Source organism: Kitasatospora sp. NPDC041917 (assembly GCF_055589745.1).
Map to the genome: position 1 here is coordinate 93,441 of NZ_JBVJBI010000009.1, position 22,047 is coordinate 115,487.

Consider the following 22,047-nt stretch of genomic DNA (forward strand, 5'->3'; position numbering starts at 1 on the left):
GCGGCCGGGGCGGAGTGCGTGCGGCGCGGGGTAGCGTGGGGCGGGTGAACGATCTTGGGGGGAAAGGCCTTCGGGTGCGCCTGGCGGCAGGGGCCGCCGCCGCGCTGACCGTGGCGGCCGGGCTGGGGGTGCGGGCGGCGCTGGGCGGAGACCTCGCCAAGGACGCCGGGGACGCGCTCTACACCGTCCTGCTGTACGCCCTGCTCGTGCTGGCCGCGCCGGGGCTGCGCCCCGGCCGGGCCGCCGTCCTGGCCGCCGCGCTGAGCTGGGCCGTGGAGCTGTTCCAGCTCACCGGCCTGCCGGACGCCTGGGGGCGGCACAGCGTCCTGGCCCGGCTGGTGCTGGGCTCGACCTTCAACCCGCCGGACCTGTTCTGGTACCTGGTCGGCGCGGGCTGTGCCGGAGCGCTCCACCGGCTGCTGCGGACCTCCCGAGTCGCAGAGGTCGGCGGAGCCGTTCGGTGCAGCCGTCCGGCGGAGTGAGCCGACGGACCGTCAGAGCGGAAGCAGCTCCGGCCGCTTGGGCTCGACATGGTCGCCCGAGGACTCGCCGCGCAGGCGCCGGCCGACCCAGGGCAGCAGGTGCTCGCGGGCCCACTGGATGTTCTCCCGCCGCTGGTCGGCCGGGGTGAGCACGCGGGCGTCCGGCCACGGGGCCTCCGGGTCCTGCGCGGTGCGCAGGCCCAGCGAGCGGGCGGCCAGCAGGGCGACCCGCTGGTGGCCCTCGGGGGACAGGTGCAGGCGGTCCTCGCTCCACGCGCGGCGGTCCTGCACCGCGCGCAGCGACCACAGGTCGGCCACCTGGCAGCCGTTGCGGTCGGCGACGGCGCGCACGTGTCCGTTGTAGGTGGCGATCTTGCCGCGCAGGTGCTTCAGCAGCGGCACGTCCTTGGTGTCGAAGCCGGTGCAGACCAGCACCGTCCCGGCGTTCTCGGTGAGCTGGACGACGGCGGCCTCGAAGCGTCCGGCCACCTCGTCCGGGTCGCTGCCCGGCCGGAGGATGTCGTTGCCGCCCGCGCAGAAGGTGACCAGGTCGGGCTGGAGGCGGCGGACCTGCGGCACCTGCTCGGCGGTGATCTGGTCCAGCAGCCGGCCGCGCACGGCGAGGTTGGCGTAGCGGAAGTCGCCCGGCGGGCGTCCGTCGGCGAGGATTCCGGCGAGCCGGTCGGCCCAGCCGGCGAACCTGCCATCGATGCCGGGGTCGTTCAGACCCTCGGTGAAGCTGTCCCCGAGGGCGGCGTACGAATCGAGGTCAAGGGTCTCCTGGAGATTCGGCATGAAAGAGATAGTTCACCCAATCAAGTGACCTACGCCACCGTAGGTGACCCCGGCGGCACGTGAGATGGGCCACGTACCCGCACCGGGCGCTTCCGCCCGCAGAGACCCGGTCCCCGGAAAGCGCAAGATCGGCACCCCCTTCCGCTTTCCGGCCCGTCCGGCGGATGCTCGAAGGGAGCGGCCGGCTCCGGCCGCAGTCCTCCTGGGGGAAGGCATCCATGACCACCGACCTGCGCTCCGGCCCGCCCGAGAACTGGTCCATCGACGACCGCTGCACCAACTGCGACGTCGCCCGGCAGCTCGCGCCCGGCCTGGTCCGCGAGCACGAGGGCCGCTCCGAGCTGGTCCGCCAGCCGCGCGACGCGGCCGAGCGCCGACAGCTGCTGGCCGCCGCCCACGCCTGCCCGACCCGCTCCATCCGCCCCGGCACCGGGCCGCTGGACCCGGCCGAGGACCCGTTCCCGCTGGCCCTCGCCGACGACCTGCTGCTGCTCGGCCACAACTCCCGCCGCATCGCGGGCGCCAACTCCTACCTCTGCCGCCGCCCGACCGGCTGGGTGATGGTCGATACGCCGCGCTACAGCGAGGCCCTGGCCGCCCGGTACGCCGCGCTCGGCCCGGTCACCGACGTCCTGCTCACCCACCGCGACCACGCCGCGCACGGCCGGGCGTACGCCGACCGCCTCGGGGCCCGGCTCTGGATCCACGAGGGCGACCTGGAGGCCGCGCCCGACGCCGACCGGGTGCTGCGCGGCACCGGGCCGACGGAGGTCTCGCCCGGCCTGGTCGCCCACCCGTTCCCCGGCCACACCCGGGGCAGCGTGCTCTACCTCGCGGACCAGCGGTACTGCTTCAGCGGCGACAGCCTGTACTGGTCCCGCACCACCGGGGACATCGAGGTGGCGGAATCGGTGACCTGGTACTCGATCGAGGAGCTCGCCGCCTCGCTGCGGCGCGGCCTCGGCGTACTGCGCTTCGAGTGGCTGCTGCCCGGCCACGGCGGGCGGCGCCGGATGTCCGCCGAGGAGGCGGACCGCCGGCTGCGGGCGCTGGCGGAGCGGTGCCGGGAGCTGCGGCCCGGGCCGGTGGACTTCGGCGCGGTCCGCTGGTAGCCGGGGTCCACGGGCAGGGCGGCTCGCTGCGGCGGCCGGGGTTCGCGGGCGGCGCGGCCCGCCCGCGGGCGCCGGAGGGCCGGTGCGCCGGTGCCTGCGCCGGGTGCGCGGGGGCGTGCGACCGCCGGGAGCGCCCGCCCGGGTGTGCGAACGGTTCCGCCGGGGCAGCCGCCTTGGGAACGAAGGTGTTCGGCCTCGCGAACCCCGAACTCCGTGCGACGAACTCCCCGCGATCCAAGGATGGTTGAGTCATGCTCACGCAGACACCGGAGCGCCAGGCCCGGCCGCGGCGCTACCTGATGTGCCGGCCGACGCACTTCACCGTGGACTACGCGATCAACCCGTGGATGGACCCGTCCCAGCCCACCGACACCGCGCTCGCCCTGCGCCAGTGGGAGCGGCTCTACTGGACGTACCGCCGGCTCGGCCACACCGTCGAGCTGATCGACCCGGTGCCCGGCCTGCCCGACATGGTGTACGCCGCCAACGGCGCCACGGTGCTGGACGGCCGGGCCCTGGTCGCCACCTTCCGCCACCCGGAGCGGGCCGCCGAGTCGGACGCCTACCTGGCCTGGTTCCGCGAGCACGGCTACCGCGAGGTGCGCCGGGCCGGGCATGTCAACGAGGGCGAGGGCGACCACCTGGTGGTGGGCCGCCGGGTGCTCGCCGGGACGGGCTTCCGCACCTCGCGCGCCGCGCACGCCGAGGCCGGGGAGCTGTTCGGCGTCCCGGTGGTCAGCCTGACCCTGGTCGACCCGCGCTTCTACCACCTGGACACCGCACTGGCGGTGCTCGCCGACGACCACGTCATGTACTACCCGGAGGCGTTCGACGCCGACAGCCGCTCGGTGCTGCGCGCGCTGTACCCGGACGCGGTCCTCGCCGACCGGGCCGACGCCGAGGTGTTCGGGCTCAACGCGGTCTCGGACGGTCGCCGGGTGCTGCTGCCGGAGGCGGCCAAGAACCTGGCCGGCCGCCTGGCCGAGCACGGCTACCAGCCGGTCCCGGTGGACGTCTCGGAGCTGCTGAAGGGCGGTGGCGGGGCGAAGTGCTGCACCCTGGAACTCAGGCCGCGGTGACACGCCCTACCCGGCGTCCCGTTCCGCCGCCGTGACCAGCAGCACCTCCAGGGTGCGCGGCCCGTGCACCCCCTCCACCCGGTCCAGTTCGATGTCGCTGGTGGCGGACGGCCCCGAGATCCAGGTCCGCGGGCGCACCGGATCGAGCCGCGGCAGGGCGAGCGGCACCGAGGCGACGACCTGCTCCGGCGCCCGCACCACGCAGACGTGGTGGTCGGGGACGAGCGAGAGCAGCCGCCGGCCCCGGCCCGGACCGGCGTCCAGCACGATCGTCCCGGTCTCGGCGACGGCCAGCGCACAGCCGGTCACCACGCTGTCCGCGGTGTCCAGCCGGGCGGCGGTCGGCGTCCCGTCGTCCGGGAGGAGCGCGACCCCCTCGGCCTCGGCGGCGGCGAGCCAGCCGGCCGGCAGACCGGCCGGCACCACGACCGTCCGGCTGCCCCGCTCGTGATCGTACCGAGCGGACCGGTGCCGCGGGGGGACCTCAGGACCTCAAGGCCTCAGGGCCCCGGGATCTCAGGCGCCGAGCCAGAGGTCCGGGCCGAACACCTCGTAGTGGATGTCCGCCGCCGGGACGCCCGCGGTCAGCAGCTGCTCGCGGACGGCGCGCAGGAAGGGGAGCGGGCCGCACAGGTAGGCGGTGGTGCCGGCCGGGACCTCGACGGTGGAGAGGTCCACCAGGCCGGTGCGTTCGGCCGGCCACTCGCCGAGCGGCTGCTCGTAGAAGACGTGCGAGGTGGCGTTCGGCAGCGTGGTGGTGAGCCGTGCCAGCTCGGCCCGGAAGGCGTGGCTCAGCTGGTCGCGGTCGCCGTGCACGGAGACGATCCGCCGGGTGGAGCCGGTGGTGGCCAGGTGGTCGAGCATGGCGGTCATCGGGGTGTTGCCGATGCCGGCGGAGGCGAGCAGCACCGGCCCGTCGCCGTCGGCCAGCGCGATGTCGCCCAGCGGGGGCGCCAGGTCGATCGGGTCGCCGGCCTTCAGGTGGTCGTGCAGGTGGCCGGAGACCTCGCCGCCGTCCTCGCGCTTGACGCTGAAGCGCAGCGCGCCGTCGGCGCCGCCGGAGAGGCTGTACTGGCGGATCTGGTGGGCGCCGTCGGCCAGTTCGGTGCGCACGGAGACGTACTGGCCGGGGCGGAAGGCCGGCACCGGACGGCCGTCGGTCGGGCGGACCAGGTAGGTGGTGACGGCCTCGGTCTCCTGGACGCGGGCGACCACGGTGCAGGGGCGCCACAGGTCGGCCGGGTCGCCGCCGGCGGCGACCTCGGCGCGCAGCCGGTCCTCGACGGCGATCAGCGCGTTGGCCATCAGCCAGTAGACCTCGTCCCAGGCGGCGGCGACCTCGGGGGTGACGGCCTCGCCGAGCACCTCCACGATGGCGGCGAACAGGTGCTCGTGGACGATCTTGTACTGGTCGTCGGCGATGCCGACGGAGACGTGCTTGTGGGCGATGCGGGCGAGCATCGCGTCCGGCCGCTGGTCCGGGTTGGCGATCAGGGCGGTGGCGAAGGCGGCTATCGACCCGGCCAGGGCCTCGCGCTGGCTGCCGTTGGCCTGGTTGCCCCGGTTGAAGAGGTCGCGCAGCAGCTCCGGGTGTGCGGCGAACATCCGGTCGTAGAAGCGCGGGGTGATGTCCCCGATGGCGGCGCCCACGACGGGCAGGGTGGCCTCGATGACCTCGGCGGACTTCGCGGACAGCATCAGACGACTCCTTATTGGTATCTGAGATTCGCATTAAAGGCCGCAAGGGGGTGCGCGGCCCCGGGTGGCCCGATCAGCCGGTGGGTCCGGCGGCGTCAGGGGGTCCGGCGGTGAGGCTGAGCAGGACCGGTCCGGTGGGGGAGGCCACCAGGTCGGCGACGGAGAGGTGGTCGAGCGCCGCGAAGAACGCCTCCTGGGCGTTCCGCAGCGCCCCGCGCAGCCGGCACGCGGCCCGCAGCGGGCACGGCGGGTCGTCCTCGCAGCCGACCACGTCGCCGACCCCCTCCAGCTCCCGCAGCAGTAGTCCGAGCGAGCCGGTGCGCCCGGCGAAGGTGAGCATCAGCCCACCGCCGCGACCGCGCCGGGCCTCCACCACCCCCAGGTGCTGCAGCCGGCTGACCACCTTCGCCGCGTGGGTGTACGGCACACCGACCGACTCGGCCACCTCGCGGGTGGTCGGGTTGTCGCCCTCGCCCAGGACGGCCAGTCGCATGGCGATCCGCAGGGCGATGTCGGTGCTCTTGGTCAGCCTCACGTTCGGAACGCTACCGAATACGAATCTCGAACTCCAATTTTCTGCACGACTCCGACCGCGACCGTGGTCACGTTGCCCCCGGGGAGGCGGGCGCGGGGCCTGGCTGTGTCGCGCTGCGATCGGATCTGAACATTTGGCGACATTAGTAGTCACTCCCTGACGGAAAGTCAGAGAGCCTCCTACGCTTCCCCCTGCTCCGAGCACCACCACATCCGCACCACCCGCACGTGCCGAGCAGCAGGAGAGATCCATGAGAACACCCCGCACATCCCGTGCGCCCCGCATACCCCGTGCACCCCGTACCCGGACGGCCGTGGCCGCGACAGTCGCGACCACGGCCGCACTGCTGTCGCTGCCCGCGACGGCCGTGGCCGTCACGCCGCCGCCGGCCGTGGCCGCGCACGTGGCGGTGGCGCCCTACCCGGCGGGCGTCGCGCTGACGCCGGACGGCGGCCACGCCTACGTGACCAGCCAGAGCAGCGGCGCCGTCAGCGTGCTGGACACCGCGACCAACACGGTGTCCGGCACCTTCACCGCCGGGAGCGGCTCCTACGCCGTCGCCGTGTCGCGCGACGGGCACCGGGCCTACCTGACGCACCATCTGGACAACACCGTCAGCGTCGTGGACACCGCGACCAACGCCGTCACCGCGACCGTCCCGGTCGGCGCCCAGCCCTGGGGCCTCGCCCTCGCGCCGGACGGCTCCCGGGCCTACGTGAGCAACGTCGCCGCCAACACGGTGAGCGTGCTGGACACTTCGTCCGGAACCGTGACCGCGACCGTGCCGGTCGGCGCCGAACCGCACGGGCTGGCCGTCTCCGCGGACGGCGCGCGGCTGTACGTCGCGGCCTCCGGGGACAAGGCCGTCACCGTCGTCGACACCGCGAGCGGCACGGTGAGCGGCACCGTTCCGGTCGGCCACGGCGCCTTCGGGCTCGCGCTCAGCCCGGACGGCACCCGGCTGTGGGCCGCCGACGGCGACGACGGCACCGCCGCGGTGATCGACACCGCGGCCGGTACGGTCCTCGGCACCGTCGCGGTCGGCTCCGGCCCCTACGCCGTGACCCTCTCCCCGGACGGCGCGGCGGCCTACGTCTCCAACTACGCCGACAACACCCTGAGCGTGGTGGACACCGCGAGCCGGACGGTCACCACGACCGTCCCGGTGGGCGCCGCTCCGTACAGCCTGGCCCTGACCGCCGACGGGCGGCACGGCTACCTCGCCGACTTCACCGGCAACGCCGTCGACGTGGTGGACTTCCCGCTGCCGGTGCCGGACGTGACCGCGATCAGCCCGAACGGCGGCTCCGGGACGGGCGGCACCACGGTGACCGTCACCGGCACCGACCTGGCCGGCGCCACCGCCGTGACCTTCGGCGCGGCCGGCGCCGCGGCCTCGTTCAGCTGCACCCGGACCAGCTGCACCGCGACCGCCCCCGCGACCACCGTCACCGGGCCGGTGGACGTGCGGGTCACCGGGCCCGGCGGCACCAGCGCGGCCGTCGCCGCCGACCGCTTCACCTACACCGCCCCCGCCGCCCACCTGGGCGTCGCGCTCACCGCGACCCCGGTGACCGGGCTGCTGTCCAGCCGGGTCGACTACACCGTCACCCTCACCGGCCAGGGCCCCGACCCGGTCACCGCGGCCACCGTCACCGCCGACCTGCCCGCCGGACTGACCACGACCTCCGGCGACTGCACCGTCGCCGCCGGGAAGCTCGGCTGCGCGCTGACCACGCCCCTGGCCAAGGGCGCGAGCACCACCCGGCACTTCTCGGTCGGGGTCGGCCTGTTCTCGCTGCTCCGCAGCTGGGACGTCACCGTGGCCCGCACCGCCGGGGCGCCCGCCGACCCGTCGCCCGCCACCAGCCGGGCCACCCGCAGCTGCTCCGCGGTCCTGGGGCTGCTGATCACCTGCAAGTAGCGCCCGCCCGCCGCACACGGGCAGCCGCACCGGGCCCCGCCGAGATCCTTCGGCGGGGCCCGGTGCGCGAAAGTCCTGGACGAAGTGTCCGATCCGGACGTACAGTCCGATCATGTCTGCGGAAAACCCCGACCCACGCGTGCCGACCTGGTCCCCGGTCTGCCGCGCCGTGGCCCTGCTGCTCGGCCCGTACGCCGAGGTGGTGCTGCACGACACCGCCACCGACCGGGTCCTCGCCATCTGGAACCCGATGACCCCCCGGGCCCCCGGCGACCCCTCGCTGCTCGGCGAACTGGACGGGATCGACCCCTCCGCCCCCGACGTCTACGGCCCCTACGAGAAGCTGCTGCCCGACGGCCGGCGGCTCTCCTCGGTCAGCGCCGTGCTGCGCGACGAGGCCGGGAAGCCCACGGCGGTGCTCTGCGTCAACCTCGACCGGGGCCCGCTGGAGCAGGCCGCCGCCCTGCTGGCCGGCTTCGCCGCCCCCACCGCGCCGCGCCCCGAACCGCTCTTCGAGCGCGACTGGACCGAGCGGATCAACGACGTGGTCGGCGGGTACGTCCGCGACCGGGGCCGCCCGTTGGAGCGGTTCACCCGCGAGGACCGGCTCGCCGTCCTGACCGAACTCGACCGGGCCGGGGTGTTCGCCGTCCGGCGCGCCGTCCCGGTCGTCGCCACCGCGCTGCGGATCTCCCGTTCCACCGCGTACAGCCTGCTCGCCGAGCTCAAGCAGCACCCGGCGGGCCCCGCCAAGGAGTACCACCAGTGACCCAGCTCCCCGACTTCCGGCTCGAAACCCACTTCTCGCGCTGGGAGTTCACCGCCCGGTACCACCTCACCGCCTCCGACGCGCAGACCATGACGATGGCCGAACTGCTCGCCCTGGCCGGCCCCGAGGACCGCGAGGCCTGGGACACCCTGGCCCTCGGCTACACCGAGACCTTCGGCGACCCCGGGCTGCGCCGTGCCGTCGCCGGGATGTACGAACAGGTCGGCGAGGACGACGTGATCTGCTTCGGCGGCGCCCAGGAGGGGCTCAACCTCGCCATGCAGGTGCTGCTCGAACCGGGCGACCACGCGGTGGTGCTGACCCCCAACTACCAGTCCGCCGAGACCGTTCCGCTCTCGCTGTGCGAGGTCACCGGCGTCGCGCTGGACGCGGAGCGGGACTGGGCGCTGGACCTGGACGCGGTCGAGGCGGCGCTGCGCCCCAACACCAGGGTGCTGTCGGTCAACTTCCCGAACAACCCGACCGGCAAGGTGATCGACGCCGCCGACTTCGTCCGGCTGGCCGAACTCTGCGACGAGCGCGGCATCCGGCTCTTCTCGGACGAGGTCTACCGCGGCCTGGAGCACGACCGGGCCCGCACCCTGCCGCAGGCCGCCGACCTCTCCGAGCGGGCCCTGTCGCTCAACGTCACCTCCAAGTCGCTCGGCCTGCCCGGCCTGCGGATCGGCTGGATCGCCTGCCGGGACCGGGAACTGCGCTCGCGCCTGGAGCGGGCCAAGCACTACACCACGATCTGCAACTCGGCGCCGAGCGAGGTGCTGGCCCGGATCGCGATCACCGCCCGCGAGCACATCCTGGCCCGCAACCGCGCGATCATCGCCGAGAACCTGCCGCGGTTCGACGCCTTCTTCGCCGAGTTCGCCGACCTCTTCGAGTGGCGCGCGCCGGACGGCGGCTGCGTCGCCTACCCGCGCTACCGGGGCCCGGGCGACGTGGCGGAGTTCTGCACCGCCCTGGTCGAACAGGCGGGCGTGCTGCTGCTGCCCGCCGACGTCTTCCGCTCGGAGCTGACCCCGACCCCGGCCGACCGTTTCCGGATCGGCGTCGGCCGCCGCGACCCGGGCCCCGGCCTGGCGGCCTTCGGCGACTGGCTCCGCAAGCGCTGAGGCGCACTCGGGGCGGACCCGGTGCGCACCCGGGGCGGACGCGAAGCGGCCGGGGCGCCGGCCACCGAGGGGAGTCGGCGGCCGGCACCCCGGCCCGTCAGGGGTGCCGCCCGGGAGTGGTCAGAGCTTCTGCCAGGCCGGCTTGGCCGCGTAGGTGTCGCGGAAGTAGTCGGCGAGCTTGAGGCGGGAGGCGGCCGCCTCGTCCACCACCACGGTGGCGTGCGGGTGCAGCTGGAGCGCCGAGGCGGGGACGACCGCGGACAGCGGGCCCTCGACGGCGAGCGCGACGGCCTCGGCCTTGGCCTCGCCGGTGGCGAGCAGCACCAGGTGGCGGGCCTCCAGGATGGTGCCGATGCCCTGGGTGATGACGTGGTGCGGGACCTCGTCGATGCTGTCGAAGAAGCGGGCGTTGTCCACCCGGGTCTGCCGGGTGAGGGTCTTGATCCGGGTCCGGGAGGAGAGCGAGGAGCAGGGCTCGTTGAAGCCGATGTGGCCGTCCGTGCCGATGCCGAGCAGCTGGAGGTCGACGCCGCCGGCCTCGGCCAGCGCGCGGTCGTAGGCGACGGCCGCCGCAGCGATGTCGGACGCGTTGCCGTCCGGGCCCAGGAAGGAGTCCTCGGTCAGGCCGAGCGGCTCCACGACCTCGCGCAGCACCACCGACCGGTACGACTCGGGGTGGCCGGCGGGCAGGCCGACGTACTCGTCCAGCTGGCAGATGCGCGCCTCGGCGGCGTCCAGCCGGCCGTCGCGGACCCGCTCGGCCAGGGCCTGGTAGATCGGCAGCGGGGTCGAGCCGGTCGCCACGCCGAGCAGGGCGTCGGGCTTGTCGGTCAGCAGATCGGTGATCGCCGCGGCGATGAGGTCGCCGGCCGCACGGGCGTCAGGGACGATCACGATTTCCATACTGGGTCCACCGTTCTGAGGCGAGTCTGAGGTCTAGACCTCCGAGGTCTAGACCAGTTTGCCGTGAAGGGGTGCCCCAGGTCCACCCGGGTCCGACTGGCGGGCGATCTTCCGCCCCGGCCCGTTCTGCCGGGTGGGAACGGCCGGGGCCGGCCGTCGGGGGATGTCCCGACGGCCGGCCCGGTGTTCGTGTCCGCTACGGCTTCCTGCTCACCGGTCGTCCGGACGGCTGCCCGGTCGTACGGACGGCGTGGGGTGGGCGGGTGCGGCGCCTCGGCGGCCCCGCGGTCAGAACGGGTTGGTACAGGTGGTGACCTGCTGGGCGACGTCCAGCGCGGGGCCGGCGGTCGCGCAGATCATGCGGGGGGCGGTGGTGGTCACCCGCGGGGTGACCGCCTCGGCGGAGCCGAACCGCACGGTGGTCGCGGCGGCGACCGTCTTCCACGGGCTGCCCCAGGCGGCCTGGGTGCGGATCTCGACCCGAACCAGCGTCAACTGGCCCCGGTCGGCGCTGACCCGGGCGACTCCCACGATGCCCCCGCCGTCGGCCTGGTGCGAGACGCAGGGTCGGTTGAGCACCGCGGCGCAGGCCGCGCCGTCGGTTCCGGGCGTCGCCGTGGCCGCTATGGCCGGGGCCGCCGACAGGCCAGCTATCCCTGCCGCTGCCATGACCACAGCTGCGATCCGAGTGCGCATGATGCGAACCTCCTTGGAAATTAAGGGAATCTCACTCCTTGAGATGAGTCTTGCACACATTGTGAACTCGGCGTGTGTGCGTTGCGTCACACTCATGGTGACGGTTCAACTACATCCTGCAACCATTTGCCGCCCGTTCAGCACACGGACAACTCCAGTCCTGACGGACGATCGGTTCATCGGGAAGCGGCGGGTGGCATCGGCAACCCGCCCACGGCCCGGCGGGGTTGGCGGTGCCCCGGCGCTCCTCTCACCCGTCCGGGTGGCGGGTTGCCCCCGGGGCGAATCGGACGGATACCATCGACCCGATCCCACGGAGGTGCCGCGTGGACACGGTCATCGTGCAACTTCCCGGTCCGGGGCCCGAGGTGGCGCCCGGCGAAACCCCCGGCCTGCTGCGGATGGGCCCGGGCGAGACCGCGGTGTTCGGGCGCGGGGAGCCCGGCCGGCCGGTCCCCATCCCGCTGCCCGACCAGGGCGTCTCCCGCCGGGCGGGAGAGGTGGTCGCGGCCGAGGACTACTGGCGGCTGTCCAACTTCAGCACCTCGGCCACCTACGTGGTGGAGAACCTGGAGGGCGCGGGGGAGCACGTCAAGGTCGCGCCCGGCCGGATCGGCGCGCCCGTCCCGTTCGAACTCTCCCGGGTGCTGCTGCCCGCCCTCGGCGGGCCCGCCGCCTTCAAGGTCTTCGCCCCGCAGCACGCCTACCTCGACGGCCGGCCCGGCGGCGCCGAGGGCGAGCGCACCGTCAGCCCGTTCGCCCTGGACCCGACCGCCAAGTACTTCCTGGTCCTGCTCGCGCTCTGCGAGCCCAGACTGCGCTCGCCCTCCGCCGCGGCCGTCCCCGGGGTGACCGAGGTGCTCGCCCGGCTGCGCGCCCTGCCCGGCTGCCGCGGACTGAGCCGCTCGGCGGTCAACTACCACATCGACTACCTGGTGGCGACCAAGCTGCGGCTGCGCGAGCCGTACGAGGAGGGCCCGGGCGGCGGAAAGCGCGAGGAACTGGTGGCGCTGGCGCTGAGGTTCGACCTCGTCCGGGAGGAGCACCTCGCACTGCTCCCGCCCCGGCGCCCGGCCGCCCGGCCGTGACGCCCGGTGCCCCGCCCGGGCCGGAGCCCGAGCCGCCCGGCGGCGGGCCCGCGCCCGGTGGCCCGCCGTTCGCGGTCCCGGCGGGCTACCCGATCGCCGGCTACCGCCTCGGCGCCTTCCTCGGCGCGGGCGCCTGGGGCAGCGTGTACGCCGCCGAGGGCCCCGACGGCGGCCCGGCCGCCGTCAAGATCCTCGGCGCGGCCCGGTTCAGCCCCGGCCAGCGCCGGACCGTGGCCCGGATGGCCCGCAGCGAGCAGCGCTTCAGCCGCCGCGCCGACCATCCCCACCTGATCCGCACCTTCGCCGTGGCCACCGTCGAGGACCCGGACCACCCGGCGCTCGACGGCGCCGTCGCCCTGGTGATGGAACGCGCCGCCCGCAACCTCCAGGACCTGCTGGCCGAGGCCCGCCCCGGTACGGCGGCGCCCGGAGCCGAACGCATCCTGACCGAGGTCTGCGCCGGGCTGACCCACATGCACCGGGCCGGCTGGGTGCACGGGGACCTGAAACCGGCCAATGTCCTGCTGATGCCCGACGGCACCGCCAAGATCGCCGACTTCGGCCTCACCGCCGAGCTGGAGGGCACCCACGCCTACGCCCCTCCGCTCGGCTCGCCCGACCACGTCCCGCCCGAGTGGTGGTCCGAGCGCACCGGTGCCCGCGGCGTCGCGGTGCGCCCCAGCGCCGACGTCTGGGCCTTCGGCGTGATCGCCCACCAACTGCTCACCGGCGGCCTGCACCCCTTCCTCGGCGCGACCGCCCGGGCCCGCTCGCTGGCCGCCCAGGCGTACGCGCGGGGCGCCGCGCCGCTGCGGCTGGACGAGGCGCTGCCGGCGCGCTGGCGGCCCGTGGTCACCGCCTGCCTCGCCCCCGGGCGGGAGGAGCGGACCCGGACCGGGCTGGCCCTGCTGGTCGCCCGGGCCGCCGCCCCGCCGGGCCGGCGCCGCCGCGCCGCCGTCCGGGCCGGCGCGGGCCTGCTGGCCTGCGGGCTCGCCGTCCTCGCCCTGACCGGCGGACCGGAGCCGGGCGGGCCGGGCGCCGCCCGGCGCGCGGTGCCCCCGCTGCCCGGTGCGATCCCGGCCGGCTCGGACGTCCCGGTGGCCTACCGGGGAATGATCGAGACCGCGGCGCGGCGCTGCCCCGAGCCGGAGGTCACCCCGGTGCTGCTGGCCGCCATGCTGAAGGCCGAGAGCGGCTTCGACCCGAACGCGGCCCGCCCGGGGACCGGCGAGTACGGCATCGCGATGTGGACGCCCTCGGTCTTCGAGGCCTGGGGCAAGGCCGCCACCCACCCCGGAGCCACGTCGTACTGGGACCCGGGCGACGCGATCGCCGCGATGGGCAACTACGTCTGCTGGCTCGACCAGCAGATAAAGCACCGCGGCCTGACCCGCGACCTGCCCGCCCTGGTCGCGGCGGCCTACCGCACCAGTGACAAGAGCGTGGTGGCCGCCGGGGGCGTGCCGGAACGGGTTCGACCACATGTCGACAAAGTGCTTCAGTACCTTGGTGGCTACGGAGGGTGACGCCGCGAAATGGGATGAGTTATGCCACATCCCTACGAATCCCGGCGCGGGCACCCGGGTGACGGGCCTCCGGTCTGGGATCCTCGGCGGCATGATCACGAAGCTCCGCGCGGCCGTCGCGCAATGGACCGTCGTCGTTCCGGTGGTGTCGTTCCTCGTCCTCGTCCTGACCTGGCACAAGGAACTGCCCGGCTGGGTGGTGGCGGTGGTCGCCTGCTTCCTGGTGGGCGCCGTGCTGTCCGCCGTGCACCACGCCGAGGTCATCGCGCACTGGTCGGGGGAGCCGTTCGGGTCGCTGGTCCTCGCGGTGGCGGTCACCGTGATCGAGGTCGCGCTGATCGTGACGCTGATGGCCGACGGCGGGGACAAGTCCTCCACACTGGCCCGGGACACCGTCTTCGCCGCCGTGATGATCACCTGCAACGGCATCCTCGGACTGTCCATCCTGGTCGCCGCCGTCAAGTACCGGACCGCCGTGTTCAACGCCGAGGGCACCGGCGCCGCGGTCGCCTGCATCGCCACCCTCGCGACCCTCAGTCTCGTGCTGCCGACCTTCACCACCAGCTCGCCCGGCCCGCAGTTCTCCACCACCCAGCTCACCTTCGCGGCCACCGCCTCGCTGGTGGTGTACGGGCTGTTCGTGGCCACCCAGACCGTCCGGCACCGGGACTACTTCCTGCCCGTCACCCCCGAGGGCCGGGTGCTGGACGAGGAGGAGCACGCCTCCCCGCCGACCGTCCGGGCCGCCGGGGTCAGCCTGCTGCTGCTCGCCGTCGCCCTGGTGGCGGTGGTGGGCCTGGCCAAGGGCGTGTCGCCGACCATCGAGAAGGCGGTGGACGACGCCGGGCTCCCGCACGCGGTCGTCGGCGTGGTGATCGCCCTGATGGTGCTGCTGCCGGAGACCATCGCGGCGCTGCGCGCGGCCGTCCGCAACCGGGTGCAGACCAGCCTCAACCTCGCCCTCGGCTCGGCGCTCGCCAGCATCGGCCTGACCATCCCGGCGGTCGCGATCGCCTCCAGCTGGCTCTCCGGCCCCCTCGTCCTCGGCCTCGACCCGGCGCACATGGTGCTGATGACCCTGACGATCATGCTGCTCACCCTCACGGTCATCCCGCGCCGGGCGACCCCGCTCCAGGGCGCGGTGCACCTGGCGGTGCTGGCGGGGTACGTGGTGCTGGCGTTGAACCCGTGAGGGCCCGCCGTCCGTAGTCCGGAGTGGAAGCCCCTGGCCCGTTCCCCCGTGCGGCCAGGGGCTTCCGGCGTTCCCGGGCCCGGTGTGGCTCGTGTGGCCGGCGGGGCCGATGGGGCCGTGGGTGAACCCGGGGAGCGGCGGCGGCCGTGGTACCGGGTGAGGGCCCCTGGTCCGCCCCCGTGGCCGGGGACCCTCGTCGAATCCGGTGCGACCGCCGGTGAACCCCCTGACCAGGGGGTGCGCACCGTGGAACGACAAGGAGCCCCTGGTCCCGCAGCTGCTCGCGGGCCGGGGGCTCAGTGGCGCCTCGGCCCGGCCGCGGCGCCCCGCAGGGACTCGATCACCCGCTTGTCATGGTGCCGGGTGTCGCCGAGCGGCACGAGCGGCCCGAGTTGTCGACTCCGCTCCCCGGTCCGGTGGGTGAACCCGGACGGCCGTGGTGGCCGGTATTGACCGGTTCCCGGCGGCGGCCTGCGTGTCGGGGCGGCGGGCGGGTGCCGGGGTTCTCTATCGTCCCGTCCGGAACCGCCCAGTCCGAGGAATCCGTCGCGAGTACAGCCGATCCGACCCGTGGGAGAGTGCGATGCCCGGCCCAGAGCAGACCGTCCGGCCCGAGGAGACCGACAGGGACGAGGAGGCCGTCCGGGCCGCGGAGAGCGCCGACGTCATCGTGGTCGGCGCCGGACCGGCGGGCTCCACCGCCGCCGCCCACCTCGCCCGGACCGGGCTGGACGTCCTGCTGCTGGAGAAGTCCGCCTTCCCGCGCGAGAAGGTCTGCGGCGACGGCCTCACCCCGCGCGCCGTCAAGCAGCTGACCGACCTCGGCATCGACGTCTCCGAGGGAGTCGGCTGGCTGCACAACCGGGGCCTGCGGCTGATCTCCGGGCGCCGCTCGCTGGAGTTCGACTGGCCCGAGCTCTCCGCCTACCCCGGGTACGGACTGGTCCGGCGCCGTGCCGACTTCGACGAACTGCTCGCCCGCAAGGCCGCCTCGGCCGGTGCCCGGCTGGTCGAACGCGTCACTGTGACGGGCCCGCTGCTGGACGAGCGGACCGGCCGGATCACCGGCGTCACCGCCAGGTCGGGGGAGGAGCGCCGGCCGGTCGCCTACCGGGCCCCGGTCGTGGTCGCCGCCGACGGCAACTCCACCCGGCTGTCGGTGGCGATGAAGCGCCACCGCCGTACCGACCGCGCGATGGGCGTCGCGTACCGGACGTACTTCACCACCCCGCGCCACGACGACCGCTACCTGGAGGCCTGGCTCGACCTGCGCGACCCCGACGACCCGGCCCGGGGCCTGCTGCCCGGCTACGCCTGGGTGTTCGGCATGGGCGACGGCACCGCCAACGTCGGCCTCGGGGTCCTCGACACCACCGGGACCGAGGTGGACTGGCGGGAACTGCTGCGCCGCTGGTGCGACGGCCTGCCCCCGGAGTACGGCTACACCCCCGACGGGGTCACCGAGCCGATCCGCGGCGCCGCCCTGCCGATGGGCCTCAACCGCCGGCCCCACTACGCCGACGGCCTGCTGCTGGTCGGCGACGCGGGCGGCACGGTCAGCCCGGGCACCGGCGAGGGCATCGCCTACGCGATGGAGTCCGGCCGGTTCGCCGCCGAGGCCGTCGTCCAGGCCCTCGCCCGCCGCACCGACCGCGGCCGCGAACTCGCCCTGCGCGCCTACCCGCAGGCGCTGCGCTCCGCGTACGCCGGCTACTTCGCGCTCGGCCGCCTGGCCGCCGACCTGCTGGGCCGCCCGAAGCTGCTCGGCGCGGCCGGGGCCGCCGGGCTGGGCCACCCGGCGCTGCTGAAGGTGGCGTTCCGGCTGATGGTCAACCTGACCGAGCCGAACTCCAAGGACGCCCTCGACCGGCTGCTCCACCTGCTCGGGCGGGTCGCCCCGGGAAAGTGACCCGGGAAAGTGACCCGGTGGCGCCGGACCGTTCATCCTCCTGGACGGGCGGCCCCGCTGTCCCGGGTTCGGCCTAATCCGCGCAGTCGAACGGGCAGTCGTACGGATCATATTGACGAATGATCAGAAGATCCGATTGCCTGGTGTCGAACCAGCCACGGAGGGTGAGCACAACGCCCCTCCGTGGCTCCCCTTTCGACCGCTGACCCGTTCGACGGAGACACCGTGCGCCTTCGCCTTCGCCTGCTCGTCGCGCCGCTCGCCGCGGCCGCCGCCCTCACCGCCGTGAGCACCCCCGCCGCCCTCGCGGCCCCGGCGGCCACCCCCTCCGACCAGTGCTCCGCCGCCTTCCGCCACGACGACGCCCGCCTCGGCCCCGCCGACCTCCCGACCACCGGCCCGGTCGGCCGCCAGCTCGCCGGCTACCAGCGCACCGGCGGCGCGAGCGACCAGGCCTTCCTGGCCCAGTACTACGACCCGGCCGGCAACGGCGGCAAGGGCGGCTGGATCTACCCGCCGGCCGACGGCTACGTCACCCTGCCCGACGGCAGCCCGATCGAGTTCGACCTCACGCTGTACCCGAACCAGAACATCGACCGCTACGGCAGCGAGTACGGCGCCTACCTCGCCCCCGAGGGCCTGCCCTACGCCAACCGCGCGCTCCCGCCGCAGAGCCTGGACAGCAACCCGCCGGCCGCCTGCAACTACCACGACTACAAGGTGGTCAAGGCCTTCACGGTGCACGCCGGCCCGATCGCGCCGTGGTTCAACCAGCCCGGCTGGGGCCTCCAGTACCAGCTCGACGGCGCCCTGCTGCCCGGCGGCCCGGCCAGGCCGAACGTGCTCTGGCTGGTCGAGAACGGCTACCTGGCCCGGATCTGACCCCGCTCCGGGAAATTCGCTGGCGGGCCCGGGGGCGCCGGGGATAGGAAGACGGGATGACCATCAGCGATCCCGCCACCGACCGGCGGGTCTTCCGCCCCGCCGTCCTCGACCTCGGCGACGCCCTGCTGCGCCCGTTCGGGCACGGCCTCGACGTGCCCGGCGGCATCGTGCCCGCCCTGGTCGCCGCCGGGGCCGACCCGGCCGTCGCCCGCTGGACCCCGCTCAGCGGCTCCGGCCCGGTCGACGCCGAGGCCTACCTCGACCGCTGCGAGGCCCGCTGGGCCGACGGCACCGCGGCCCCCTTCGCCGTCGTCGACGCCGCTGACGGCCGCCTGTGCGGCAACGCCTACCTGGAGTGGACCAACCGGGACGACGGCGTGGTCATGGTCGGCTACTGGCTGCTCGCCGCCGCCCGCGGCCGGGGCCTGGCCACCCGGGCCGCCACCGCCGCCACCCGCTGGGCGGTGGAGCAGGCCGACGCCCGCCGCATCGAGCTCTACCACGCCGTCGGCAACGAGGACTCCTGCCGGGTCGCGGCGCGGGCCGGCTTCCCGTACGAGGGCACCCTGCGCGCCTCCTACACCTACGGCGGGGGCGTCTACACGGACGAGCACCTGCACGCCCGGCTGGCCTCCGACCCGTTCACGGACTGAGCGCCCCGCCCGCGGGCCCGGCCGACCGAGCGGGCTCAGCCCCGGACGGTGCCGCCGTGGAGCCCGAACGCGGGGGCGGCGGACTCGGTGAAGCGCTCCTCCTGCATGGCGGTCAGCCCGCGGACCACCAGGACGGCGAGGACGGCGGCCACCACCAGCAGCAGGTCGGAGGCGATCAGCCAGCCGACGGCCTGCTGGTAGCCGTCCGCGTACTGCGCCGAGGCCGAGCCGAGGTACTGGGAGCCGACCCGGCCGGTCGCGTTGGAGATCCAGAAGGTGGCCCACCAGAGGTTGAGCAGCGTCTGCGGGAGCTGCGGGCGCACGCCCGAGGCGTCCGGCCGGGCGCCGGCCTGCCAGATGTCGCCCGCGATCTGGCGGGGGAACCAGAGCGCGACCACGGGGGTGAACCAGGCGCCGATCGCCCAGCCGCGCTTGAACCGGTGCCCGCGCGGGTCGAAGACCTCGGCGTTCACCCGGACCCGGTGGAACCAGATGACGAACGTGACCGCGGACGCGACCAGGGCCACCAGCTGGAGGTAGCCGACGTTGTCGTAGAGCTGCGCCGTGTCCATCAGCGCGGAGCCGTCGGACTCGGCGCCGGTGGCGAGATCGCCGGCCTCCCCGTACAGGCGCAGGCCCACGCCGAGCGGGGCGAGGGTCGTGGCGGCGCTCACGGCGAGCAGAACGGTGGCGGCGGTGGCGCTGGCTCTGGGCGAGCGGTACACGGCGGGCGAAGGCATCGGGGATCGGGCTCCTGGACTGGACCAATGTGATGGAGCGACACCCTAGGGCCAAACGATCACCCCTGACCAGCTACTTTTCCGGGCCGTCGAAAGGATTCCGGGGGCCCGGGCGCAGGCTGCGCGCGCGGCGGAGGAGCGACCTAACCTGGAAGGGAGCATTCGGTGCGTCGCCCGCGAACGGAAGCGGTGGTCATGACGGTGGTCTCGGCGGCCCTCTTCGGTACCGACTGGTGGCAGCCCACGCTGCCCGGCGGTGCCGAGTTGCTGCGCGAGTGCGCCGCCCGGGGGTGGACGGTGGTGCTGACCGGCCCCGGTCCCGCCGGGGCTCCGGCGCTCACCGTGGCCGATCCCGGGGGCGATCCGGTGAGAGCCGCGCTGGACCTGGTGGACGGCAGGCCCTGGCACGCCGTGGCCGTCGCCGGGAGCGTGCGCGAGGTACGGGCCGTGCGGCGGGCCGGGGTGCCGTGCGTCGCCCTGACGGCCGGCCGGGACACCGGCCCGGAACTGCGGGCGGCGGGCGCGGCCGAGGTCCACCGCGACGCCGCCGCCCTGTTGGGGGTCCTGGACGACAGCCTGCTCGCCCGCCCCCGGGCCTTCGGGCCCGTCGGCGCCGGAACAGGCGGTGCCCGCAACGGTTAGTGCCGGCCCGTACCGGGCAACCGCCGGGTGCGAGCACGTCACCGGAAGTGTCGGAGGTGACCGAGATGGACGGTCCCGCTTTGAGCGGATGGGAGCGGCGGCTCCTCGAGGAGATCGAGTCCGATCTGCGCCAGGACACACGGCTCGACCGGAAGCTGAGCACGATGGGCGCCAAAGCGCCGAGCCGGGTCCGGCGCGTGCTCCGCGGGGTCGGACGCAGGGTCACGGCGGGGGTGACGCTGACCGCCCTGGTGATGACGGCGATCTGTTTCGGCGTGGGCGCCCGGACACCGGCCACCGCCGTGCTGGTCGCGCTCGGGGTGGTCTGGGCGGCGACGGTGGGGGCCGCGGTCGCCGCCTCCGAACTGCTGCGCCGCCGGCGCGAGGCCCGCAGCGGTATCGCACCGGCGGACCCGACGGAGTTCCGGGAACGCCGGGAGCGCCGCGATCGGCGCCCCTGGGACCGGCCGGAGGCGTGACGCCATGACCACCGACCTGTGGGAGTACCGCCCGGGCTCCCATCCCGCCGCCGACCTCGCGCTGGTCGGGTACGAGGTGCACGCCACCGACGGCCCGGTCGGCCGGGTCGAGCAGGACGCCGGCGACCACCTGCTGGTCGACGCCGAGCCCTGGGTGCCGGGCGCCCGGGTGCTCGTCCCGGCCGGACTGGTCGCCCGGCTCGACCACCTCGACCGCGCCGTCCACCTCGACTGCCCGCGCGCCCGGCTCAGCACCGCTCCGCCCGTGGCCGTCGACCTGACCGCCCCGCACCCGGGCTGAGCGACCGCGCCATGGGCTGGCCGTCCACCACGCTCACCGGCCGGACGATCGCGTTCCTGGTCGCGCCGTACGGGGCCGAGCAGGTCGAACTGACCGACCCGTGGCAGGCGGTCGCCGAGTCCGGCGGCACCCCGCGGCTGCTGTCCACCGCCGAGGGGCGGGTCCGGACCGTCCGGCACCACGCCGAGGGCGACACCTTCGCCGTCGACGCGCTGGTCGCCGAGGCCGACCCGGCCGACTACGACGGGCTGGTCCTCCCCGGCGGCGTCGCCAACCCCGACCGGCTGCGCCTGGACCGGTCGGCGGTCGACTTCGTGCACGCCTTCGGCGCCGCCGGCCGGCCGGTCGCGGCGATCTGCCACGCGGCCTGGACACTCATCGAGGCCGACGCCGTACGCGGCCGCACCCTCACCTCCTGGCCCAGCCTGCGCACCGACCTGGTCAACGCCGGTGCGCACTGGGTGGACGAGCCGGTGCACGTCTGCCACGGAGGCCCCGGCACGCTCGTCACCAGCCGCAAGCCCGCCGACCTGCCGCTGTTCGACGACGCCTTCGTGACGGAGTTCGCCCACGCGGCGGCGAAGCGCCGGAAGTGAGCGCACGGTCCGACGTCAGTCGCCCCGGAGGCGGACGAAGGTCGCGGTGGGCGGGCGGCCGGTGAGGGTGAACTCGGCGCGCAGGGGCGAGGTCAGGGGATGGACCGGGCCGTGCTCGGGGTCGGTATCGGGCGGGCCGAGCAGCGGGCGGACGACCTCGGCGACCTCGCCGGACTGGACCGGGGTGAGCCGCGGGGAGGTCAGGAGCACCCGGCCGTCGTCGAGCCGCAGGACCAGCGCGTGCGGGTGGTCGGCCGGGCCGGTGACGGCGCCGACGGTGGCGTCCAGGGTGTCGCCGCGGCGGTACTTGACCCAGACCCGGCCCGCGCCGCGAGGCCGGTACGCGGCGGCGGCGGCCTTGCAGACCAGGCCCTCCACCCCGGTGTCGGCGAGCCGCTCCATCCACTCCAGCGCCTCCGCCCGGTCCGTGGTGGCCATGACCGGCCGGATCGGCGGCGGGACGTCGGCGAGGGCGGCGAGCAGCAGCCGACGGCGGTCGGTGAGCGGCAGCCCGCGGACGTCGCGGCCGGGCAGCGCCAGCAGGTCGAAGGCGATCAGGCCGAGAGCCACCTCGGGGGCGGCGGCACGGGCCCGGCGGGTGCGCAGCAGCTCGCCGAAGGCGAACCGGCCGCCGCGCCAGGCGACCAGCTCGGCGTCCAGCACCAGCCCCTCCGGCAGCCGGGCGACGGCGGCGGCGATCGGCGGGAACTCGGGGGCGAGGTCGCGGCCGCTGCGGGACTGGAGGTACGCGGGCCGCCCGCCCCGGGCGAAGGCCACGCAGCGGAAGCCGTCCAGCTTCAGCTCGTACTGCACGCCCCCGCCGCCCAGGCCGTCGGCGGGCGGGACGGCGGTCACGGCGGCCGGGCGCATCACCTCGACGGGCGGGTGCAGCACCTGGTGGGCCGGCGGCCGCGCT

Annotated in this window: 23 protein-coding genes and 1 pseudogene; 16 read left to right on the plus strand and 8 right to left on the minus strand. The window is 74.9% G+C overall.

Going from position 1 to position 22,047, the window contains the following annotated elements:
* Window positions 1-44 precede the first annotated feature (44 nt).
* A complete protein-coding gene (locus tag ACZ6EM_RS13460; protein ID WP_465772403.1) occupies window positions 45-482 on the plus strand; it encodes a ribosomal maturation YjgA family protein in 438 nt (145 codons plus the stop codon).
* A 12-nt stretch (window positions 483-494) separates the two neighbouring features.
* Here the strand turns inward: ACZ6EM_RS13460 and ACZ6EM_RS13465 are convergent, their stop codons facing one another.
* A complete protein-coding gene (locus tag ACZ6EM_RS13465) occupies window positions 495-1,277 on the minus strand; it encodes an SGNH/GDSL hydrolase family protein (protein WP_359899372.1) in 783 nt (260 codons plus the stop codon).
* A 218-nt stretch (window positions 1,278-1,495) separates the two neighbouring features.
* Between ACZ6EM_RS13465 and ACZ6EM_RS13470 the strand changes: the two genes are divergently transcribed.
* Entirely contained in the window at window positions 1,496-2,389 is an 894-nt protein-coding gene (locus ACZ6EM_RS13470) for a 4Fe-4S domain-containing protein (RefSeq protein ID WP_401054668.1), read from the plus strand.
* 251 nt (window positions 2,390-2,640) lie between these two features.
* The gene (gene ddaH, locus ACZ6EM_RS13475) at window positions 2,641-3,468 is read left to right on the plus strand and encodes a dimethylargininase (RefSeq protein WP_452179903.1); all 828 of its coding nucleotides are present in this window, start codon (window positions 2,641-2,643) and stop codon (window positions 3,466-3,468) included.
* A gap of 6 nt (window positions 3,469-3,474) precedes the next feature.
* On the opposite strand, the pseudogene ACZ6EM_RS13480 reads toward ddaH, so the two are convergent.
* The 3 genes and pseudogenes from ACZ6EM_RS13480 to ACZ6EM_RS13490 form a co-directional block, all read right to left on the minus strand.
* Window positions 3,475-3,915: pseudogene (locus ACZ6EM_RS13480) on the minus strand (LutC/YkgG family protein); the annotation flags it as partial.
* Between the two features lie 69 nt (window positions 3,916-3,984).
* On the minus strand, window positions 3,985-5,166 hold the full coding sequence (locus ACZ6EM_RS13485; protein ID WP_401055947.1) for a globin domain-containing protein: 1,182 nt from the start codon (window positions 5,164-5,166) through the stop codon (window positions 3,985-3,987).
* A gap of 73 nt (window positions 5,167-5,239) precedes the next feature.
* Window positions 5,240-5,701 (minus strand): RrF2 family transcriptional regulator, encoded by a 462-nt coding sequence (locus ACZ6EM_RS13490; RefSeq protein WP_452179905.1) that lies wholly within the window; start codon window positions 5,699-5,701, stop codon window positions 5,240-5,242.
* A gap of 313 nt (window positions 5,702-6,014) precedes the next feature.
* Here ACZ6EM_RS13490 and ACZ6EM_RS13495 point away from each other — a divergent pair, with 313 nt between their 5' ends.
* The 3 genes from ACZ6EM_RS13495 (at window position 6,015) to ACZ6EM_RS13505 (ending at window position 9,521) form a co-directional block, all read left to right on the plus strand.
* Window positions 6,015-7,625 carry a beta-propeller fold lactonase family protein gene (locus ACZ6EM_RS13495; RefSeq protein WP_465772404.1) on the plus strand — a complete coding sequence of 537 codons (1,611 nt, stop codon included), beginning with the start codon at window positions 6,015-6,017 and terminating at the stop codon, window positions 7,623-7,625.
* Between the two features lie 112 nt (window positions 7,626-7,737).
* A complete protein-coding gene (locus tag ACZ6EM_RS13500) occupies window positions 7,738-8,394 on the plus strand; it encodes a helix-turn-helix transcriptional regulator (RefSeq protein WP_380353810.1) in 657 nt (218 codons plus the stop codon).
* Entirely contained in the window at window positions 8,391-9,521 is a 1,131-nt protein-coding gene (locus ACZ6EM_RS13505) for an aminotransferase class I/II-fold pyridoxal phosphate-dependent enzyme (RefSeq protein WP_452179906.1), read from the plus strand. Before ACZ6EM_RS13500 ends, ACZ6EM_RS13505 begins: the two co-directional genes overlap by 4 nt.
* A 120-nt stretch (window positions 9,522-9,641) precedes the next feature.
* Here ACZ6EM_RS13505 and nagB read toward each other — a convergent pair whose 3' ends face one another.
* Complete coding sequence (gene nagB / locus ACZ6EM_RS13510; protein WP_359899350.1) at window positions 9,642-10,424, minus strand: glucosamine-6-phosphate deaminase; 783 nt, start codon at window positions 10,422-10,424, stop codon at window positions 9,642-9,644.
* Between the two features lie 288 nt (window positions 10,425-10,712).
* Window positions 10,713-11,120, minus strand: coding sequence for a hypothetical protein (locus tag ACZ6EM_RS13515; protein ID WP_465772405.1), 408 nt, complete (start codon window positions 11,118-11,120; stop codon window positions 10,713-10,715).
* Window positions 11,121-11,446: 326 nt separating this feature from the next.
* Here ACZ6EM_RS13515 and ACZ6EM_RS13520 point away from each other — a divergent pair, with 326 nt between their 5' ends.
* From ACZ6EM_RS13520 to ACZ6EM_RS13545, 6 genes are all read left to right on the plus strand, one after another.
* Window positions 11,447-12,208 carry a serine/threonine protein kinase gene (locus tag ACZ6EM_RS13520; protein ID WP_359899347.1) on the plus strand — a complete coding sequence of 254 codons (762 nt, stop codon included), beginning with the start codon at window positions 11,447-11,449 and terminating at the stop codon, window positions 12,206-12,208.
* Entirely contained in the window at window positions 12,205-13,734 is a 1,530-nt protein-coding gene (locus tag ACZ6EM_RS13525) for a protein kinase domain-containing protein (RefSeq protein WP_465772406.1), read from the plus strand. Before ACZ6EM_RS13520 ends, ACZ6EM_RS13525 begins: the two co-directional genes overlap by 4 nt.
* A gap of 91 nt (window positions 13,735-13,825) precedes the next feature.
* Window positions 13,826-14,926 (plus strand): calcium:cation antiporter, encoded by a 1,101-nt coding sequence (locus ACZ6EM_RS13530; RefSeq protein WP_452180270.1) that lies wholly within the window; start codon window positions 13,826-13,828, stop codon window positions 14,924-14,926.
* 583 nt (window positions 14,927-15,509) lie between these two features.
* Window positions 15,510-16,835 carry a geranylgeranyl reductase family protein gene (locus ACZ6EM_RS13535; RefSeq protein WP_465772407.1) on the plus strand — a complete coding sequence of 442 codons (1,326 nt, stop codon included), beginning with the start codon at window positions 15,510-15,512 and terminating at the stop codon, window positions 16,833-16,835.
* Window positions 16,836-17,060: 225 nt separating this feature from the next.
* Window positions 17,061-17,717: a TNT domain-containing protein gene (locus ACZ6EM_RS13540; protein WP_401053686.1), complete on the plus strand. Its 657-nt coding sequence runs from the start codon at window positions 17,061-17,063 to the stop codon at window positions 17,715-17,717.
* Between the two features lie 56 nt (window positions 17,718-17,773).
* Window positions 17,774-18,373, plus strand: coding sequence for a GNAT family N-acetyltransferase (locus ACZ6EM_RS13545; RefSeq protein ID WP_465772408.1), 600 nt, complete (start codon window positions 17,774-17,776; stop codon window positions 18,371-18,373).
* 35 nt (window positions 18,374-18,408) lie between these two features.
* Here the strand turns inward: ACZ6EM_RS13545 and ACZ6EM_RS13550 are convergent, their stop codons facing one another.
* Entirely contained in the window at window positions 18,409-19,113 is a 705-nt protein-coding gene (locus tag ACZ6EM_RS13550) for a DUF4328 domain-containing protein (protein ID WP_452180268.1), read from the minus strand.
* A 165-nt stretch (window positions 19,114-19,278) separates the two neighbouring features.
* On the opposite strand from ACZ6EM_RS13550, the gene ACZ6EM_RS13555 reads away from it, so the two are divergent.
* The 4 genes from ACZ6EM_RS13555 (at window position 19,279) to ACZ6EM_RS13570 (ending at window position 21,131) form a co-directional block, all read left to right on the plus strand.
* Window positions 19,279-19,755, plus strand: a complete 477-nt coding sequence (locus ACZ6EM_RS13555) for an HAD family hydrolase (RefSeq protein WP_387733130.1) — start codon at window positions 19,279-19,281, stop codon at window positions 19,753-19,755.
* Window positions 19,756-19,820: 65 nt separating this feature from the next.
* The gene (locus ACZ6EM_RS13560; protein WP_401053035.1) at window positions 19,821-20,234 is read left to right on the plus strand and encodes a hypothetical protein; all 414 of its coding nucleotides are present in this window, start codon (window positions 19,821-19,823) and stop codon (window positions 20,232-20,234) included.
* Between the two features lie 4 nt (window positions 20,235-20,238).
* Window positions 20,239-20,535 (plus strand): PRC-barrel domain containing protein, encoded by a 297-nt coding sequence (locus ACZ6EM_RS13565; RefSeq protein WP_359899332.1) that lies wholly within the window; start codon window positions 20,239-20,241, stop codon window positions 20,533-20,535.
* Window positions 20,536-20,546: 11 nt separating this feature from the next.
* Window positions 20,547-21,131 carry a type 1 glutamine amidotransferase domain-containing protein gene (locus ACZ6EM_RS13570; protein ID WP_401053038.1) on the plus strand — a complete coding sequence of 195 codons (585 nt, stop codon included), beginning with the start codon at window positions 20,547-20,549 and terminating at the stop codon, window positions 21,129-21,131.
* 15 nt (window positions 21,132-21,146) lie between these two features.
* On the opposite strand, the gene ACZ6EM_RS13575 is transcribed toward ACZ6EM_RS13570, so the two are convergent.
* Window positions 21,147-22,001 (minus strand): ATP-dependent DNA ligase, encoded by an 855-nt coding sequence (locus tag ACZ6EM_RS13575; RefSeq protein ID WP_465772493.1) that lies wholly within the window; start codon window positions 21,999-22,001, stop codon window positions 21,147-21,149.
* Window positions 22,002-22,047: the final 46 nt, after the last annotated feature.

Coding starts and splice junctions, on each gene's coding strand:
- ACZ6EM_RS13465 (WP_359899372.1), bottom strand. CDS start 1,277: ATGCCGAATCTCCAGGAGACCCTTGACCTCGATTCGTACGCCGCCCTC.
- ACZ6EM_RS13470 (WP_401054668.1), top strand. CDS start 1,496: ATGACCACCGACCTGCGCTCCGGCCCGCCCGAGAACTGGTCCATCGAC.
- ddaH (WP_452179903.1), top strand. CDS start 2,641: ATGCTCACGCAGACACCGGAGCGCCAGGCCCGGCCGCGGCGCTACCTG.
- ACZ6EM_RS13485 (WP_401055947.1), bottom strand. CDS start 5,166: ATGCTGTCCGCGAAGTCCGCCGAGGTCATCGAGGCCACCCTGCCCGTC.
- ACZ6EM_RS13500 (WP_380353810.1), top strand. CDS start 7,738: ATGTCTGCGGAAAACCCCGACCCACGCGTGCCGACCTGGTCCCCGGTC.
- nagB (WP_359899350.1), bottom strand. CDS start 10,424: ATGGAAATCGTGATCGTCCCTGACGCCCGTGCGGCCGGCGACCTCATC.
- ACZ6EM_RS13515 (WP_465772405.1), bottom strand. CDS start 11,120: ATGCGCACTCGGATCGCAGCTGTGGTCATGGCAGCGGCAGGGATAGCT.
- ACZ6EM_RS13530 (WP_452180270.1), top strand. CDS start 13,826: ATGATCACGAAGCTCCGCGCGGCCGTCGCGCAATGGACCGTCGTCGTT.
- ACZ6EM_RS13535 (WP_465772407.1), top strand. CDS start 15,510: ATGCCCGGCCCAGAGCAGACCGTCCGGCCCGAGGAGACCGACAGGGAC.
- ACZ6EM_RS13545 (WP_465772408.1), top strand. CDS start 17,774: ATGACCATCAGCGATCCCGCCACCGACCGGCGGGTCTTCCGCCCCGCC.
- ACZ6EM_RS13550 (WP_452180268.1), bottom strand. CDS start 19,113: ATGCCTTCGCCCGCCGTGTACCGCTCGCCCAGAGCCAGCGCCACCGCC.
- ACZ6EM_RS13560 (WP_401053035.1), top strand. CDS start 19,821: ATGGACGGTCCCGCTTTGAGCGGATGGGAGCGGCGGCTCCTCGAGGAG.
- ACZ6EM_RS13565 (WP_359899332.1), top strand. CDS start 20,239: ATGACCACCGACCTGTGGGAGTACCGCCCGGGCTCCCATCCCGCCGCC.
- ACZ6EM_RS13570 (WP_401053038.1), top strand. CDS start 20,547: ATGGGCTGGCCGTCCACCACGCTCACCGGCCGGACGATCGCGTTCCTG.
- ACZ6EM_RS13575 (WP_465772493.1), bottom strand. CDS start 22,001: ATGCGCCCGGCCGCCGTGACCGCCGTCCCGCCCGCCGACGGCCTGGGC.